Annotated in this window: 15 protein-coding genes; 5 read left to right on the top strand and 10 right to left on the bottom strand. The window is 61.7% G+C overall.

Annotation, left to right across the window (positions count from 1 at the left end; genetic code table 11):
* Positions 1-107 precede the first annotated feature (107 nt).
* A complete protein-coding gene (locus QF039_RS28495; RefSeq protein ID WP_008439408.1) occupies positions 108-1,031 on the top strand; it encodes an ABC transporter six-transmembrane domain-containing protein in 924 nt (307 codons plus the stop codon).
* 117 nt (positions 1,032-1,148) lie between these two features.
* On the opposite strand, the gene QF039_RS28500 is transcribed toward QF039_RS28495, so the two are convergent.
* The gene (locus QF039_RS28500) at positions 1,149-3,125 is read right to left on the bottom strand and encodes a methyl-accepting chemotaxis protein (RefSeq protein WP_307521866.1); all 1,977 of its coding nucleotides are present in this window, start codon (positions 3,123-3,125) and stop codon (positions 1,149-1,151) included.
* A 178-nt stretch (positions 3,126-3,303) separates the two neighbouring features.
* Positions 3,304-4,224 carry a LysR substrate-binding domain-containing protein gene (locus QF039_RS28505; RefSeq protein ID WP_003208769.1) on the bottom strand — a complete coding sequence of 307 codons (921 nt, stop codon included), beginning with the start codon at positions 4,222-4,224 and terminating at the stop codon, positions 3,304-3,306.
* A gap of 152 nt (positions 4,225-4,376) precedes the next feature.
* On the opposite strand from QF039_RS28505, the gene QF039_RS28510 reads away from it, so the two are divergent.
* Positions 4,377-5,780 (top strand): NorM family multidrug efflux MATE transporter, encoded by a 1,404-nt coding sequence (locus tag QF039_RS28510; protein WP_102370156.1) that lies wholly within the window; start codon positions 4,377-4,379, stop codon positions 5,778-5,780.
* Between the two features lie 127 nt (positions 5,781-5,907).
* On the opposite strand, the gene QF039_RS28515 is transcribed toward QF039_RS28510, so the two are convergent.
* The gene (locus QF039_RS28515) at positions 5,908-7,578 is read right to left on the bottom strand and encodes a bifunctional diguanylate cyclase/phosphodiesterase (protein ID WP_008439412.1); all 1,671 of its coding nucleotides are present in this window, start codon (positions 7,576-7,578) and stop codon (positions 5,908-5,910) included.
* Between the two features lie 267 nt (positions 7,579-7,845).
* Between QF039_RS28515 and rep the strand changes: the two genes are divergently transcribed.
* Both rep and QF039_RS28525 read left to right on the top strand, forming a co-directional pair.
* Positions 7,846-9,855 carry a DNA helicase Rep gene (gene rep, locus QF039_RS28520; RefSeq protein WP_008439414.1) on the top strand — a complete coding sequence of 670 codons (2,010 nt, stop codon included), beginning with the start codon at positions 7,846-7,848 and terminating at the stop codon, positions 9,853-9,855.
* 57 nt (positions 9,856-9,912) lie between these two features.
* Positions 9,913-10,485 (top strand): xanthine phosphoribosyltransferase, encoded by a 573-nt coding sequence (locus QF039_RS28525; RefSeq protein WP_008439415.1) that lies wholly within the window; start codon positions 9,913-9,915, stop codon positions 10,483-10,485.
* A 130-nt stretch (positions 10,486-10,615) separates the two neighbouring features.
* Here the strand turns inward: QF039_RS28525 and QF039_RS28530 are convergent, their stop codons facing one another.
* The 6 genes from QF039_RS28530 to dadA all read right to left on the bottom strand — a co-directional run bounded on the left by QF039_RS28530 (position 10,616) and on the right by dadA (position 16,721).
* On the bottom strand, positions 10,616-12,538 hold the full coding sequence (locus QF039_RS28530; protein WP_003208758.1) for an acetyl-CoA hydrolase/transferase C-terminal domain-containing protein: 1,923 nt from the start codon (positions 12,536-12,538) through the stop codon (positions 10,616-10,618).
* Positions 12,539-12,673: 135 nt separating this feature from the next.
* Positions 12,674-13,090 carry a cytochrome c5 family protein gene (locus QF039_RS28535; RefSeq protein WP_307523045.1) on the bottom strand — a complete coding sequence of 139 codons (417 nt, stop codon included), beginning with the start codon at positions 13,088-13,090 and terminating at the stop codon, positions 12,674-12,676.
* Positions 13,091-13,272: 182 nt separating this feature from the next.
* A complete protein-coding gene (locus QF039_RS28540) occupies positions 13,273-13,821 on the bottom strand; it encodes a cupin domain-containing protein (RefSeq protein ID WP_003208755.1) in 549 nt (182 codons plus the stop codon).
* Positions 13,822-13,937: 116 nt separating this feature from the next.
* A complete protein-coding gene (gene alr, locus QF039_RS28545) occupies positions 13,938-15,014 on the bottom strand; it encodes an alanine racemase (protein WP_307521875.1) in 1,077 nt (358 codons plus the stop codon).
* A gap of 80 nt (positions 15,015-15,094) precedes the next feature.
* Positions 15,095-15,448 carry a RidA family protein gene (locus QF039_RS28550; RefSeq protein WP_307521876.1) on the bottom strand — a complete coding sequence of 118 codons (354 nt, stop codon included), beginning with the start codon at positions 15,446-15,448 and terminating at the stop codon, positions 15,095-15,097.
* The gene (gene dadA / locus QF039_RS28555; RefSeq protein WP_003208750.1) at positions 15,420-16,721 is read right to left on the bottom strand and encodes a D-amino acid dehydrogenase; all 1,302 of its coding nucleotides are present in this window, start codon (positions 16,719-16,721) and stop codon (positions 15,420-15,422) included. Before dadA ends, QF039_RS28550 begins: the two co-directional genes overlap by 29 nt.
* 156 nt (positions 16,722-16,877) lie before the next feature.
* Between dadA and QF039_RS28560 the strand changes: the two genes are divergently transcribed.
* Complete coding sequence (locus QF039_RS28560; protein ID WP_003206849.1) at positions 16,878-17,366, top strand: Lrp/AsnC ligand binding domain-containing protein; 489 nt, start codon at positions 16,878-16,880, stop codon at positions 17,364-17,366.
* A gap of 38 nt (positions 17,367-17,404) precedes the next feature.
* Here QF039_RS28560 and QF039_RS28565 read toward each other — a convergent pair whose 3' ends face one another.
* Positions 17,405-17,758 carry a YkgJ family cysteine cluster protein gene (locus QF039_RS28565; protein WP_003208747.1) on the bottom strand — a complete coding sequence of 118 codons (354 nt, stop codon included), beginning with the start codon at positions 17,756-17,758 and terminating at the stop codon, positions 17,405-17,407.
* Between the last annotated feature and the right edge of the window lie 36 nt (positions 17,759-17,794).

A 17,794-nucleotide genomic window follows, 5' to 3' on the forward strand; every position in this document is an offset into this window, starting at 1 on the left:
TTCCTTCAGGCACCGGCAGATCGACGGCGCTTGCTTTTTGAGCGGTCGCTCAAGGATACTTGAGCAGTCGCTCAATAATAGCGTTTATCTCACTCTCGGTGCACCCCATGTCATCCGTAACACCCCAGATCCTGATCGAAGAAAGCAAAAAGATCGGGCAACAATCCGCCAGCCAAACCCTCAAGGCGATCGCCAAGGCCTATCCCGGCAAGTTGTTCTGCACCTTGTCGCTGGTGGCCCTGGAGAACGCATTGCTGCTGGCCTACCCACTGTTTGCGGGGTTCGCGGTGGACTCGATCATCCGCGGCGATGCCGGCAGCGCGCTGTTCTACGCCGCCGTGGTGCTGGCGTTCTGGGTGGTCGGGGCGGCGCGACGGGCGCTGGATACGCGCACCTTCACCCGTATCTACGCGGACCTTGCGGTGCCGGTGATTCTCAACCAGCGTCTGCAAAACCACAGCACTTCACGAGCGGCGGCGCGGGTGGTGCTGGCGCGGGACTTTGTCGACTTCTTCGAAAAACACGTGCCGATCATCGCGACGGCGCTGGTTTCCATCGTCGGTGCGGCAGTGATGCTGTTGGTGATCGAGCCGTGGATAGGCCTGGCGTGCCTGACCGCGCTGGTGCTGTGCACAACCTTGTTGCCACGTTTCGCCCGGCGCAATCAGGAACTGCATGAGCGCTTGAATGACCGCCTGGAAAAGGAAATCGGCCTGGTGGAAAAGGTCGGCGCACAGACCTTGCAGCGCCACTACCAGGTGCTGTCACGCCTGCGCATCTGGCTGTCGGACCGCGAGGCCGCAGCGTTCCTGTTTATCGGCACGCTGGCGGCGCTGTTGTTTGTGGTCGCCATCAGCCAGTTGGCGCTGTCGCCGGCGGTCAAGGCCGGCCATGTGTATGCGGTGATGACTTACCTGTGGACCTTTGTCAGCAGCCTGGATGAAGCGCCAGGGATGGTTGATCAACTGGCGCGACTCAAGGACATTGGCAAGCGTGTGGACCCGGGGCTGGGCGACCGATCCGACGTTTGACGCGTCGGGTAGGCCGTCATCGCGGGCAAGCCCGGCTCCCACAGTGGACCGCGTACTCCAGAACAACACGGTCAACTGTGGGAGCGGGCTTGCCCGCGATGAGGCCCGAACAGTCAATCAACGAAACCGGTCAACCTCATGCCGCAAGCCCGCCGCCAGGGTCTCCAGTTCCTTGGCGGTGATCGCAAGGTTGGACACCACTTCACGCTGCTCGCTGTTGGCCAGGGCGATTCTCTGCAAGTTGCTGCTCAGCAGGGTGGCCGTGCTGCTCTGCTCCTGGGTCGCCGTGGTAATGGCCGCAAACTGCTGGCCCGCCGAGCGGCTTTGCTCGTCGATCCGCGCCAGCGCAGAGGCGACGTCAGCGTTGCGAGCCAGGCCTTCCTGCATCAGCACGTTGCCTTGTTCCATGGTGCTGATGGCGTTGCCGGTTTCCTGCTGGATACTCTGGATCATCCCTGAAATCTCATCCGTGGCCTGACGAGTGCGCGATGCGAGGTTGCGCACTTCATCGGCCACCACCGCAAACCCGCGCCCCTGCTCACCGGCCCGCGCCGCTTCGATGGCTGCGTTGAGCGCCAGCAGGTTGGTCTGTTCGGCAATCGCGGTGATTACGCCAACAATCCCGCCGATCTCCTGGGAGCGCTGGCCCAGGGTGTTGATCACCGTGGCGGTGCTGTTCAGCGCGGTGGCGATGTGTTCCAGGGACGACGACGCTTCTTGCATCGAGGTGCGGCCGATCCTGGTTTGCTGGGCGTTGTCCTGGGCCAGGCGCTCGGTGTTGCCCATGTTGTCGGCAATATTCAGCGAGGTGGCGCTGAACTCTTCCACCGCGCCGGCCATGCTGGTGATCTCGCCGGACTGTTGCTCCATGCCTTCGTACGCACCGCCGGACAACCCCGACAGTGCCTGGGCGCGGCTGTTCACGTCTTCAGCCGCCTTGCGGATATGCGACACCATGGTCGACAGCGCTTCGCCCATCTGGTTGAAACTGCGGGCTAGTTGGCCGATTTCATCATGGCTGGAAACGTTCAGCCGTGCGCTCAAATCACCGGCGCCCAGGGCTTCGGCCTGACGCACCAGGTCGCCCAACGGCTGCAACTTGCTGCGCAGCAGCCAGACCGCCGCGCCCACCGCCAGCAGCATCGCGAGCAAGCTGCCGATCGCCAGGCGAATCCCCACCGACCAGGTCACCGCGCGAATTTCGGCTTTCGGCATGCTCGCCACCACCGACCACGGGCCGCCTTCAAACGGCACGGCAACGCTGTAGAAATCTTCGTTCTTGTCGCTCCAGAAACGGCCTTTTCCAGGTTTGGCGGCCAGGTCGAGCATCACCGGAATCGACTGATCCAGCGCCTGCACGCCAGCGGGCGGTACCAGCCAGTGCTTCTGTTCGTCCAGCAGCGCCAGGGAACCGGTCTGGCCGATGCGGAAACGCTTGAGGTTGTCGAACTGGGCGTTCTGCGCATCGGTGTAGTCGAAGCCGACAAACAGCACCGCAATCACTTTGCCGCTGGCGTCCCGCACCGGGCTGTACTGGGTCATGTAGGAGCGATCGAACAACACCGCACGGCCAACGTAGCCTTGCCCGCCCAGCAAGCGTTGATAGGCCGGATGCTGGTGATCCAGCGCCGTACCGATGGCGCGGCTGCCATCCTGCTTGGTCAGGGAGGTGCTGACGCGGATAAAGTCCTCGCCGCTGCGTACGAACAAGGTCGCCACGCCGCCGGACATCTGCTTGAACTCATCGACTTCAGCGAAGTTGTTGTTGAGCACTTCCTCGCCCAGGTACAGGCCCGGCGTCTGCACGCCCGCCACCGTCACCGGTTGCTCAGGGCGCGTACTCAAGCCGGCGCTGAAGCGCTTTTCAAACAGCCCGCTCAAACGCTGGGTACTTTCGCGCAAGGTGCTGTGGAAGGTATTGAGTTGGTCGGCCAGCAAGCGGGCCTCGCTGGCCAGGTGCTCCTCGCGGGTGTCGAGGTTGGCGGAATCCAGCGAACGCAACGCGAATACCGTGCTGCCGCTGATGACGACAGCCAGTATCACGGCGAGGGCAAGCCCCAGTTGAGAGGCAATCCGGGCGCGAGGTTGAGACATGAAGGCTCCTGGCCGAGGCCAGGATCATCCTGATCTCATAGCGCTGCTCGGCAAAATTCTAATAGGGGAAACGTTGCAGAACGGTAGTTCCAACAACCCTACTTCGGCGGGCAGGCTCAATACTTGAGCGAATCACAGGGGTATCGCGCAAACGATTGCTGGCCGGTGCGCAATCCACTCAGTCGAGGCGCTCGACCTGGGGCAATTCCATGGCCTGCACTTCGCCCTGGAGAAAGTCACCCAGCCGTCGCAAACGCTCGCCACCCGGCCGGGTCTTCGGCCACACCAGATAGTAATTTTCCCCACTGGCCACAGCGGTGGGCCATGGCAGGCTCAGGCGGCCCTGGGCCACGTCTTCGGCCACCATCAGCAAGTCGCCCATGGACACGCCGTACCCTCGGGCGGCGGCGATCATGCCCAACTCCAAGGTGTCGAACACCTGCCCGCCCTTGAGCGAAACCTGGGATGACAGCCCCATGCGCTCCAGCCAGTTGCGCCAGTCACGCCGGTCCGGCGTCGGGTGCAGCAGTTCGGCAGAGGCCAGGCGCGCAACGTCCCAGGGTCCGTCGCTCAACAGGTTCGGCGCGCCCACCGGAATCAGCAACTCCGGAAACAGGTAGCTGGCTTCCCAGTCCGGCGGGAAATGCCCGTTGCTCAGCAACACCGCGCAATCGAATGGTTCCTGGTTGAAATCCACCTCATCGACGCTCATCCAGGCGCTGGTCAGTTGCACTTCATTGCCCGGCTGCAGGTGCCGGAAGCGACTGAGCCGCGCCAGCAGCCAGCGCATGGTCAGGGTGGACGGCGCCTTCATGCGCAGGATGTCGTCCTCGGCATTCAAGGTATGGCAGGCGCGCTCCAGGGCCGCAAAGCCTTCACGCACGCCCGGCAGCAACAGGCGCGCTGCCTCGGTGAGTTGCAAGGTGCGGCCGCTGCGCTGGAACAGGCGGCAGGCGAAATGCTCTTCCAGGGTACGAATGTGCCGGCTCACCGCACTTTGGGTGATCGACAACTCTTCCGCCGCGCGGGTGAACGAGTTGTAGCGGGACGCAGCTTCAAACGCGCGCAAGGCGTAAAGAGGAGGAAGACGACGAGACATGGCGAAAACTCCGACGGCGCAATATCGAAACCCTACCAGAATCATTCAGGCATGAGTTTTAATCATGCGAACCATCGGATTTATCCCTTTGTGCAATGCGCTGTGAGCGCCGAGAATCAACCCTTCCACCCTTCCCTGACTTTTTGAGCGTGATGATCATGCAGCATCCGGCACGTACCGAACTCTGGGCCATTCTGCGGCTGTCAGGGCCGCTGATTGCCTCACAGTTGGCCCACATGCTGATGGTGCTGACCGACACCCTGATGATGGCCCGCCTGAGCCCCGAGGCCCTGGCCGGCGGCGGCCTGGGGGCGGCGAGCTATTCGTTCGTGTCGATTTTCTGCATCGGCGTGATCGCTGCCGTGGGCACGCTGGTCGCGATCCGCCAGGGCGCCGGCGACATCGAGGGCGCCACCCGCCTGACCCAGGCCGGGCTGTGGCTGGCCTGGTTGATGGCGCTGGTGGCTGGTTTGCTGCTGTGGAACCTCAAGCCGGTGCTGCTGATGTTCGGCCAGACCGAAACCAACGTCGCGTCCGCCGGCCAGTTCCTGACCATCCTGCCGTTCGCCCTGCCCGGCTACCTGACGTTCATGGCCCTGCGCGGCTTCACCAGTGCTATCGGCAAGGCCACGCCGGTGATGGTGATCAGCCTGGGCGGCACGGTGATCAACTACCTGCTCAACCACGCGTTGATCGAAGGCATGTTCGGCCTGCCGAAACTCGGGCTGGTGGGCATTGGCCTGGTCACCGCCATCGTTGCCAACTGCATGGCCCTGGCGCTGATCTGGTACATCAAATACAACCGTGCCTACGACGCGTATCCGCTGCGCAAGGGTCTGCTGCGGCCCAACCTGCATTACCTGCGGGAACTGTGGCGCCTGGGCCTGCCGATTGGTGGAACCTATGCGGTGGAAGTCGGGCTCTTTGCGTTCGCCGCGCTGTGCATGGGCACCATGGGCAGCACGCAGCTGGCTGCGCACCAGATCGCCCTGCAGATCGTGTCGGTGGCGTTCATGGTGCCGGCGGGCATGTCGTACGCGATCACCATGCGTATCGGCCAGCATTATGGTGCCGGGCAGTTGCTGGAAGCGCGGCTGGCCGGGCGAGTTGGCATAGGCTTTGGCGCAGTGGTGATGCTGGGCTTTGCAGCGGTGCTGTGGTTGTTCTCGCACCCACTGATCAGCCTGTTCCTCGACCAGCATGACCCGGCGTTTCGCGACGTGATCAACCTCGCCGTCAGCCTGCTGGCGGTGGCCGCATGGTTTGAGCTGTTCGACGGCGTGCAGACCATCGCCATGGGCTGTATTCGCGGACTCAAGGATGCCAAGACCACCTTCCTGGTCGGGCTGGGTTGCTACTGGCTGATCGGCGCACCGGCCGCATGGTTGATGGCGTTCAATCTCGGCTGGGGGCCGACGGGCGTTTGGTGGGGCCTGGCCCTGGGCCTGGCGTGCGCGGCAGTCAGCCTGACCTGGGCGTTTGAACGGAAGATGAAGCGGATGATTCGCCAGGAGCCTGAAACCCACCAAGGATTTCAAGCCGCGCAGCCGGAGTAACGACTGTACTCGGTCAAATGTGGGAGCGGGCTTGCTCGCGAATGCGGTGGGTCAGCCATGCATTGGTTGGCTGAAATACCGCATTCGCGAGCAAGCCCGCTCCCACATTTTGATCGGGTTTACACGGTCAGATCACGCCGCCCACCAGTTCCTGGCTGTCACCAAACGTCAGGTAGTCCACCAGTTCCGCCAACGGCAACGGCTTGCTGATCAGGTAACCCTGGGCCTGATCGCAGCCGAACAACCGCAGCAACGCCAGTTGCTCGGCGGTTTCCACGCCCTCGGCGACCACTTCCAGGTTCAGGTTATGAGCCAGGTTGATCATGGCGTGCACCAGCTTGCGATTCTCTTCGCGCTCTTCCATGCCGCCGACAAAGCTCTTGTCGATCTTCAGCAAGGCAATCGGCAGGCTGTTGAGGTGCACGAACGACGAAAAGCCGGTGCCAAAGTCATCCAGGGAAAAGCGCACACCCAGGCGGCCCAGCGCATCCATGGTCTGCTTGACCAGGTCGCTGCGGCGCATCACGGCGGTTTCCGTCAGCTCAAATTCCAGCCACTGGGCTTCCACGCCGCGCTCGGCAATCAGCCGGCTGAGGGTGCTGAGCAGTTGGCTGTCCTGAAACTGGCGGAACGACAGGTTGACCGCCATGTGCAACGGCGCAATCCCGCGTTCGCGCAGGTCCTGCATGTCGCGCAGGGCCCGGGAAATCACCCAGTAGCCCAGCGGCACGATCAAGCCGCTCTGCTCGGCCAGCGGCACGAACTCGCTCGGCGGCAACAGGCCGCGCTCACCGTGGCGCCAGCGCACCAGCGCTTCCAGGCCGACAATATGCCCATCGTCGAGGTCCAGGCGGGGCTGGTAATGCAGCTCCAGTTCGTCACGGCGCAACGCCCGGCGCAGTTCGCTCTCAAGGTCGGCGAGGCTGCGGGCATTGCGGTTGATGCGTTCGTTGAAGATATGAAAGGTGCAGCCCTGGGTGCTTTTGGCTTGCTGCATGGCGATGTGGGCGTGCCACATCAACGGGTCGGCGCCAGCCTTGGCGCGGGCATGGGCCACGCCGAGGCTGCAACCGATCAGCAGGCTTTCGCCATCGACCCAATAGGGTTCGGCCATGGCTTCGACGATGCGCTCGGCCATCCATTCGGCGCGCTGGGGCGCACGGCGGGTATCGATCAGCAGGGCAAATTCGTCGCTGCCCAGGCGCGCCAGTTGATCGCCGGCCTCCAGCTGGCTCTTGAGCCGCGAGACCACTTGCAGGATCAGCCGGTCGCCGGCCTGGTGGCCGAGGGCGTCGTTGGCGTGACGGAAGTTGTCCAGGTCGAGGTGGCCGAGGGCAACGCCACGGCCTTCGTTTTCCGCCAGGCGGGCGGTCAGCAGGGTCTGGAAGCCCTGGCGGTTGGCGATACCGGTCAGCGGGTCCTGTTCGGCCAGGCGTTGCAGGGTGTTTTCCAGTACACCGCGCTCGCGCACATGCCGCAGGCAACGGCGCAATGTATCGACATCCAATGCATTCAGGATCAGCCAGTCGCTGACGCCGAGGGGTGAAACCAGGGGTTCCTCTTCCAACAGCAATACCGTTGGCAAGCTGCAGCGACCGGGGCCGGGCTGAAGGTTGGCCGTGGTCAACAGCACCGCGCTGTGATCGTCGTCGAACAGGTTGCTCACAGACTCCCAGTTTGGCGCGCTGATCAGCACAGCTCCGTCGCCCATCGGCGCCAGGCACTCGCGCAATAACGCTGCCCACGCTGGCTCATCGGCCAGTAGCAGCAAACGCAAGGGTTCGACAGGCGTAGACAAGCTAGCTCCCTAGACTCTGCAAAATTTCGTTGGCGGCGGGCATTATGACGTGCGCCCCGATAATGACCAATGATATGGGTTATCAAATGCGCACTGTGCAGCTCTAGACCGAACAATAGTCCTAAATACCCTGCACATCCTGCGGCAAAGTAACAAAACCGGCAAATTTAGATCGAGTGGTACGTCACACTGTCGTTCAGAGGCAGCAGAATCTTGCCAGCCTGTTAAAATGCCCGCCCTTTTGATCAATGACCTCCTGAATTTCGTATGTCCCGACTCAATCCCCGGCAGCAAGAAGCCGTGAACTACGTCGGCGGCCCTCTATTGGTGCTCGCCGGTGCCGGTTCCGGCAAGACCAGCGTGATCACCCGCAAGATCGCGCACCTGATCCAGAGCTGTGGCATCCGTGCCCAGTACATCGTCGCCATGACCTTTACCAACAAGGCGGCGCGGGAAATGAAAGAGCGCGTCGGCACCCTGCTCAAGGGTGGCGAAGGCCGTGGCCTCACCGTGTGTACCTTCCACAACCTGGGGCTGAACATCATCCGCAAGGAACACGTGCGGTTGGGCTACAAGCCGGGCTTCTCGATCTTTGACGAGACAGACGTCAAGGCGCTGATGACCGACATCATGCAGAAGGAATACGCGGGCGACGACGGCGTCGACGAGATCAAGAACATGATCGGCTCGTGGAAAAACGACCTGATCCTGCCCGCCGAAGCCCTGGAAGCTGCGCGCAACCCCAAGGAGCAGACTGCCGCCATTGTCTACACCCACTACCAGCGCACGCTGAAGGCGTTCAACGCGGTGGACTTCGACGACCTGATCCTGCTGCCGGTGAAGCTGTTCCAGGAACACGCCGACATCCTCGAAAAGTGGCAGAACAAAGTCCGCTACCTGCTGGTGGACGAATACCAGGACACCAACGCCAGCCAATACCTGCTGGTGAAGCTGCTGATCGGCAAGCGCAACCAGTTCACCGTGGTAGGCGATGACGACCAGTCGATCTACGCCTGGCGCGGCGCCCGCCCGGAAAACCTGATGCTGCTCAAGGACGACTACCCGTCCCTGAAAGTGGTGATGCTGGAGCAGAACTACCGCTCCACCAGCCGCATCCTGCGTTGCGCCAACGTGCTGATCTCCAACAACCCCCACGAGTTTGAAAAGCAACTGTGGAGCGAGATGGGCCACGGCGACGAGATCCGCGTGATCCGCTGCCGCAACGAAGACGCCGAAGCCGAGCGCGTGGCCGTCGAACTGCTCACGCTGCACCTGCGCACCGACCGGCCCTACAGCGATTTCGCGATCCTGTACCGCGGCAACTACCAGGCCAAGCTGATCGAGCTGAAGCTGCAGCACCACCAGATTCCTTATCGCCTGTCGGGCGGCAACAGCTTTTTCGGACGCCAGGAAGTGAAAGACCTGATGGCCTACTTCCGGCTGATCGTGAACCCGGACGACGACAACGCCTTCCTGCGGGTGATCAACGTCCCACGCCGGGAAATCGGTTCGACTACCCTGGAAAAGCTCGGCAACTACGCCACCGAACGCAAGATCTCGATGTACGCCGCCACCGACGAAATCGGCCTGGGCGAGCACCTCGACACTCGTTTCACCGACCGCCTGGCGCGCTTCAAGCGCTTCATGGACAAGGTGCGCGAGCAGTGCGCCGGCGAAGACCCGATCAGCGCCCTGCGCAGCATGGTCATGGACATCGACTACGAGAACTGGCTGCGCACCAACAGCTCCAGCGACAAGGCCGCCGATTACCGCATGGGCAACGTGTGGTTCCTGATCGAGGCGTTGAAAAACACCCTCGAAAAGGACGAAGAAGGCGAGATGACCGTCGAGGACGCCATCGGCAAGCTTGTGCTGCGGGACATGCTTGAACGCCAGCAGGAAGAGGAAGACGGCGCCGAAGGCGTGCAGATGATGACCTTGCATGCGTCCAAGGGCCTGGAATTCCCCTACGTGTTCATCATGGGCATGGAAGAGGAAATCCTCCCGCACCGCTCCAGCATCGAAGCCGACACCATCGAGGAAGAACGGCGCCTGGCCTACGTGGGCATTACCCGCGCGCGTCAGACATTGGCCTTCACCTTTGCCGCCAAGCGCAAGCAGTACGGCGAGATCATCGATTGTGCCCCCAGCCGGTTCCTCGACGAACTGCCGCCGGACGACCTGGCCTGGGAAGGCAACGACGACACACCGACCGAAGTCAAAGCCGTTCGCGGCAACACCGCACTGGCGGATATACGCGCGATGTTAAAGCGCTAGAATCGACTACTTTTTAATCTACTTTCGGCGCGTGTTGCGCCAACAGAGGAAGCTTTCGTGGAAGCACTGCACAAGAAAATTCGCGAAGAAGGCATCGTGCTTTCCGATCAGGTACTCAAGGTCGACGCCTTTCTGAACCACCAGATCGACCCGGCGCTGATGAAACTGATCGGTGACGAGTTCGCTGCGTTGTTCAAGGATTCGGGGATCACCAAGATCGTCACCATCGAAGCCTCGGGCATTGCACCGGCGATCATGACCGGCCTGAACCTCGGCGTGCCGGTGATTTTCGCCCGCAAGCAACAGTCCCTGACCCTGACCGAAAACCTGCTGTCGGCGACGGTGTATTCCTTCACCAAGAAAACCGAAAGCACCGTGGCGATTTCCCCGCGCCACCTGACCAGCAGCGACCGCGTGCTGATCATCGATGACTTCCTGGCCAACGGTAAGGCGTCCCAGGCGCTGATCTCGATCATCAAACAGGCCGGCGCGACCGTTGCAGGTTTGGGGATTGTGATCGAGAAGTCGTTCCAGGGCGGCCGTGCGGAGCTGGATGCCCAGGGTTACCGGGTTGAGTCGCTGGCGCGGGTGCAGTCGTTGGCGGGTGGGGTTGTGACCTTTATCGAGTAATCGGTGCGGGCACGGTTAAACATGTGGGAGCGGGCTTGCTCGCGAAAGCGGTGTGTCAGTCACCGGATAGGTCGACTGATCCACCGCTTTCGCGAGCAAGCCCGCTCCCACATTTGATCTCCTGTGTTTTCTAGTGCGCGGTAGCTTGTAGGCCCGCTAGCAACAGGCGCTGATACAAGTCCTCCTTCAACCCCTCCGGCTTATCCAGTCGCATCCGTACCAAATGCTCGGGAAACGCTTCCGGCTCCGGTGCATCCAGCGCCGCCTTGCCCAGCTCCAGAATCTCCGTCAGCTTGAATTTGCTCTTGAGCCAGTTCAACGCCCGCAACAAATCCCGCTCTTCATCCGTGAAGTCACTGCCCAGCGGATACTCCGGGAACAGCCGTGGATGCCGCGCCTGAATCCCCTGCAAACGCTCCGGCGTGTTGTCGGCAAACCGCGGATCCAGCTGGAAATCCTTCGGCAACTTCCCGGCCTTTTGCGCCTGCTCGATCAAGTCTTCCTGGAACCGTGAGTCGGTGATATTCAGCAGCGCCTCGATCACCCTGGCATCAGTCTGCCCGCGTAAATCCGCGATGCCGTATTCGGTGATGACGATGTCTCGCAGGTGCCGCGGAATCGTGCAGTGCCCGTATTCCCAGACGATATTGGAACTGACCTCGCCGCCCGATTCGCGCCAGCTGCGCAGGATCAGGATCGAGCGCGCGCCTTCCAGCGCATGGCCCTGGGCGACAAAGTTGTATTGCCCGCCAACACCGCTGAGCACGCGGCCGTCTTCCAACTGGTCGGCCACGCCCGCGCCCAACAGGGTCACGGTAAACGCGCTGTTGATGAAGCGCGCATCCAGGCGCTGCAAACGCTTGAGTTCTTCCTGGCCGTACAGCTCGTTGATGTAGCTGATGCGGGTCATGTTGAATTCCAGGCGCTTGCTCTGCGGCAAGTCCCGCAAACGCTCGTAAAAGCTACGAGGCCCGAGGAAGAAGCCGCCATGCACCGAGATGCCGTCGGTCTGTGCCGCTTCGTCCAGGGTGCCGGCGTTGGCCCGCTCCTGGGTCGCGACGTCCGGGTATACCTTGCGCCGCACAATCCCGGCATCGGCCAGCACCAGCAGGCCGTTGACGAACATTTCGCTGCAACCGTACAGGCCACGGGCAAACGGCGCGACGCCGCCTTCGTGGCTGATCAGCGGTGCCCATTGGTACACATCCAGGTCGGTGAGCAACAGGCGATACGCCTCGTTATCGGCCTGGCGCGCCAGCAAGGCCGCAGTCAGTGCATCGCCCATGGAGCCGATGCCGATCTGCAAGGTGCCGCCGTCGCGCACCAGGGTGCTGGCGTGCAAACCGATAAAGTGATCCTGGAAACCCACCGGCATGTTCGGCGTGGAGAACAGCGTGGTGCTGTCCTTCTCGTCGATCAGGAAGTCGAACTCATCCATGCCCAGCTCGGCGTCGCCGGGCATGTAGGGCAAATCACTGTGAACCTGGCCCACCACCAGGATGGTTTCACCGGCCTCGCGGCGCTTGGCGATCATCGGCAACAGGTCGAGGGTGATGTCGGGGTTGCAGCTCAGGCTCAGGCGATCCGGATGTTCGGCACTGCTGGCCACCAGTTGCGCGACGAGGTTCAGGCCGGCGGCATTGATATCACGGGCGGCGTGGCTGTAGTTGCTGCTGACGTAATCCTGCTGCGCCGAAAGGCTGTGAAGCAAACTGCCGGGCTGCATGAAGAACTGCTGCACGTGAATGTTCGACGGCAGGCTGTCCTTGCGCAGTGCGGCGAGGAAGTCCAGCTCGGGATAGTCACCGAAGACCCGTTCGATAAAGGGCTCGAGAAAGCGCTTCTGCAAACCATCGCCCAAGGTAGGGCGACCCAGGGCCAGGGCTGTGTAGATTGTCAGCGCCCGGTCCGGCAACTTGGCGATACGCCGGTACAGCGCGTTGACGAACAGGTTGGGTTTGCCCAGGCCCAGGGGCATGCCCATGTGAATATGCGCCGGCAGCCGTGCCAGTACGTCGTCGACTGCTTGCTCGATTGAACACAACTGCACCATCCGACTTCTCCCGAACATTCCATGAATTGGGGTTGGACCGAGCTTGCCGGGTCTTTGCTGCAAAGAACAGCCTCAAAAGGCAAATCGCGGGCACAAAAAAGCCGCTGGTCAGCGGCTCTTTTGGCGAAGATCGGTTTATTTCAGCCCCGACATCTTCTCGATTGCACCTTTAAGCTCGGCATCCGAGCAATCGGCGCAGGTGCCTTTTGGCGGCATGGCGTTCAGACCGGTAATGGCCTTGGCCAGCAGGCCATCGAGGCCACCCTGATGGTCCGCGCGCTCTTTCCAGGCGGCAGTGTCGCCAATTTTCGGTGCGCCCAACAGGCCGGTACCGTGGCAAGCGTTGCAGTGCTTGGCGATTACGTCATCCGGCGATTTCGCGCCACCGCCGCCGCCCGCAGCCACTGCCACTTCCATCCCCTTGCACTCTTGCCCCTGGACGCACACCTGGCCTACAGGCTCCAGGCGCTTGGCAATTTCATCATTGGTCGCAGCTTGAGCGCTGACAGCCCATAGGGCCAGTACGGTTGCTGGTGCAGCCAGCATTTTCATAATTAGGTTCACGCGTTCACCCTCAATGGTGGCTATTCACGCCTGCGGCCACGGTTTCGCAGGCGGCGAAAGTATAACGGTTAGCCCGCCCCGCCGAAACAACCCTATTAACCAAGGGGAGATTCAGCAAGACAGAATGCTGCTGCGGGCGTCTCTGCGACATAGGCAGGACGCCTCTTTTCTTAAAAGTTCGCGGGTGTGGCTGCGCTGATTAGTCGCGCCGGCACTTCGAACGGATTGCGAAAACGGTGCGGCTTGGTGCTTTCAAAGTAGTAGCTATCGCCGGCTTCGAGCACAAAAGTTTCAAGGCCGACCACCAGTTCCAGGCGACCTTCCACCAGGATCCCGGTTTCCTCGCCCTCGTGGGTGAGCATCTCTTCGCCGGTATCAGCACCTGGCGGGTAGATCTCGTTGAGGAACGCAATCGCCCGGCTCGGATGCGCGCGACCCACCAGTTTCATGGTGACGGCGCCGTCGGAGATATCGATCAGCTCATTGGCTTTATAGACGATCTGGGTCGGTTTTTCCTGGAGGATCTCCTCGGAAAAGAACTCCACCATCGACATGGGAATGCCGCCCAGCACCTTGCGCAAGGAGCTGATGGAGGGGCTGACACTGTTTTTTTCGATCATCGAAATGGTGCTGTTGGTGACGCCCGCGCGCTTGGCTAGCTCACGCTGGGAAAGACCTTTCAGTTTACGGATGGATTGCAGTCGTTCGCCGACGTCCAATGCAGGAGCCTCCTAGGATTCAGGCGTTGTTGTAATTGAGCGTTATCATGGCGACAGCGTTCAGTATTTACAACACTTTGGCCTAAATCCCGGGATCTGCCATTCGTGGGTGCCGCTCAAGCGCCGGAATAGAGCCGTGGCACCCGGCGCAGGTTGCAGAAGATCTGGTAGGGAATGGTGTCGGCGGCGGTGGCAACGTCACTGGCGAGGATGTTTTTGCCCCACAACTCGACGGTAGAACCGAGCCCGGCCTGAGGCACGTCGGTCAGGTCGATACACAGCATGTCCATCGACACACGGCCCAGCAACTGACTGCGCTGGCCGGCCACCAGCACCGGGGTGCCGGTGGGCGCGTGGCGCGGGTAGCCGTCGGCATAACCCATGGCAACCACGCCAACGCGCATCGGTTTCGGGGTGATGAACCTGGCGCCGTAGCCCACCGGCTCGCCGGCCGGCAGTTCACGTACGCAGATGACTTTCGATTCGAGGGTCATCACCGGCTGCAAGCGTGCGGCGATGGCCTGGTCTTCGCCAAACGGCGTGGCGCCGTAGAGCATGATGCCCGGGCGTACCCAGTCACTGGAAACGTTCGGCCAGCCCAGCACCGATGGCGAATTGCGCAGGCTGACCTGGGCCGACAAGCCCTGGCGCGCCGCTTCAAACACCGCTACTTGCTCTTCGCTGCTGGTGCTGTCCAGCTCATCGGCGCGGGCGAAGTGGCTCATCAGCACGATCTTCGCGACTTTGCCGCTGGCCAGCAGGCGCTGGTAAGCGTCGTGATAATCCTTGGGGTGCAAGCCAACGCGGTGCATGCCCGAATCAAGCTTGAGCCAGACGGTCAGCGGCTTGCTGAGTTGCGCCTGTTCAATCGCGTCCAGCTGCCACAGCGAATGCACCACGCACCAGAAATCATGCTCGATGATCAGCGGCAGCTCGTCGGCTTCGAAAAAACCTTCGAGCAACAGCACCGGCCCGCGAATCCCGGCGGCCCGCAGCTCCAGCGCTTCCTCGATGCAGGCCACGGCAAACCCGTCCGCCTCGGCTTCCAGCGCCTGGGCAACACGCACGGCACCGTGGCCGTAGGCATCGGCCTTGATCACGGCGAGGGCCTTGGCCCCACCCGTGACTTCACGGGCCAGTTGGTAGTTATGGCGCAGGGCTTGGAGGTCGATCAGGGCACGGGCAGGACGCATGGCGGCAGGCTTCTAGGCGGCGGTGGGAAGAAAAAACCGGTACCCGCTGACAACGCAGGCACCGGGAGAGGATTTTTTGCTTACGGCAGAGCGGCCACAACCGACAGCTCCACCAGGATTTCCGGTTCGCAGAGTTTCGCTTCAACCGTGGCACGGGCCGGCGCGACGCCTTTTGGCAGCCACTTGTCCCATACCGCGTTCATCCCGGCGAAATCGGCGTCAATGTCTTTCAGGTAGATGGTCACCGACAGCAGCTTGGTCTTGTCGGTACCGGCCAGGTCCAGCAAACGCTCGATGTGGACGAGGGTTTCGCGGGTCTGCTGTTCAATCCCGGCACTCATGTCGTCGCCGACCTGCCCTGCCAGATACACGGTACCGCTGTGAACAACGATCTGGCTCATGCGCTCATTGGTGAGCTGGCGCTGGATTGACATGTTTTGCAGACTCCTGGTGGTTGCCATAACGGGAAATATCGAGGCCTTCGGCACTGATTTGCGGGGTTTTCTTCGCCATCAGGTCGGCCAGCAAACGACCAGAGCCACAGGCCATGGTCCAACCGAGGGTGCCGTGGCCGGTGTTCAGGAACAGGTTTTTGAACGGGGTTGCACCCACGATCGGCGTGCCGTCCGGGGTGGTCGGGCGCAGGCCTGTCCAGAAGCTGGCCTGGCTCAAATCACCGCCCTGAGGATAAAGGTCGTTGACGATCATCTCCAGGGTTTCCCGCCGACGCGGGTTCAGCGACAGGTCAAAACCGGCTATCTCGGCCATGCCACCGACGCGGATACGGTTGTCGAAACGGGTGATCGCGACCTTGTAGGTCTCATCGAGAATGGTCGAGGTCGGGGCCATCGCCGGGTTGGTGATCGGCACGGTCATCGAGTAACCCTTGAGCGGGTACACCGGCGCCTTGATTCCCAACGGCTTGAGCAATTTCGGCGAGTAGCTGCCGAGGGCCAGCACGTAGCGGTCGGCAGTTTCCAGCTTGCCGTCGATCCACACGCCGTTGATCCGGTCACCGGCGTAGTCCAGGCGCTGGATATCTTGCTCGAAGCGGAATTCGACACCCAGTTGCTTGCACATGTCGGCAAGACGGGTGGTAAACATCTGACAGTCGCCGGTCTGGTCGTTCGGCAGGCGCAGGGCACCGGCGAGGATATCGGTGACGCTGGCCAGGGCTGGTTCAACCCGGGCAATGCCGGCGCGGTCCAGCAGCTCGTAAGGCACACCGGACTCTTTCAATACCGCGATGTCCTTGGCGGCACCGTCCAGTTGGGCCTGGGTGCGGAACAGCTGGGTAGTCCCCAGAGTGCGGCCTTCATAGGCAATGCCGGTCTCGGCGCGCAGTTCGTCGATGCAGTCGCGGCTATACTCGGACAGGCGCACCATGCGCTCCTTGTTCACCGCATAACGGCTGGCGGTGCAGTTGCGCAGCATCTGCGCCATCCACAAGTACTGGTCGATATCGGCGGTGGCCTTGATCGCCAGGGGCGCATGGCGCTCCAACAGCCATTTGATAGCCTTGAGCGGCACACCCGGCGCAGCCCATGGCGAGGCGTAGCCTGGCGAGATCTGCCCGGCGTTGGCGAAACTGGTCTCCATGGCCACAGCCGGCTGACGGTCGACCACGACCACTTCAAAACCAGCTCGTGCCAAATAGTAGGCACTGGCCACGCCAATGACACCGCTACCCAAGACCAGAACGCGCATTTTTATTCCCTCATCACGGCTTGACCGCTGACGTTTGTTGTTCAGCACAAAGATGTGGGCAGTATAAAAAGCAATCACCAGTGCATTTCACTATATAACTGCCTATATTTGGCGACAATTCTCGGCAAAAACCCTTTTCACGGAGGAGCATCCCCTATGCGGACCAACACTCAGACCAAGCGGGAGCTGGACAAGATCGACCGCAACATCCTGCGCATCCTGCAGGCCGACGGGCGAATTTCGTTTACTGAACTGGGGGAAAAGGTCGGGCTGTCGACCACGCCGTGCACCGAGCGGGTCCGGCGCCTGGAGCGCGAAGGGATCATCATGGGCTACAACGCCCGGCTCAACCCGCAGCATTTGAAGGGTAGCCTGCTGGTGTTTGTCGAGATCAGCCTCGACTACAAGTCCGGCGACACCTTTGAAGAATTCCGACGCGCCGTGCTGAAACTGCCCCACGTGCTGGAGTGCCACCTGGTGTCGGGGGATTTCGACTACCTGGTGAAGGCGCGCATTTCGGAGATGGCGTCGTACCGCAAGTTGCTCGGCGATATCCTGCTCAAGCTGCCCCACGTACGGGAGTCCAAGAGCTATATCGTGATGGAAGAGGTGAAAGAGAGCCTGAACCTGCCGATCCCGGATTAAGACAGCACCACAGGCCAATGTGGGAGCGGGGACATCCGCTAGACCAATACCTGACGCGTCGACGCCATGTACGCATGAATCTGCTTTTCCACCCGTGGGTGGATCAACTCCACCGGGCGGCGGTCGTTGGGGCATGGCAAGGTCGGCGTGGTGCCGAACAAGCGGCAAATCAGCGGGCGCTCGTCGTACACGGTGCAGCCATTGGGCCCAAGGTGCACGCAGTTGAGTTCGTCCATCGCCGCTTCCTGCTCGGCAGCGGTCTTGCGCGGCAGGCGCGACATTTCCTCGGGGGACGTGGTCACCGGCCCACAGCAGTCGTGGCAACCCGGGACACACTCGAACGAGGGAATCTGCCGGCGCAGCGCGTTGACTTTCTGACTGTTGCAACTCATCGACACAGGGACCGAACGGCGAATAGGCGTGGATTC

It is taken from the genome of Pseudomonas sp. W2I6 (assembly GCF_030815935.1).
Taxonomy (GTDB): domain Bacteria; phylum Pseudomonadota; class Gammaproteobacteria; order Pseudomonadales; family Pseudomonadaceae; genus Aquipseudomonas.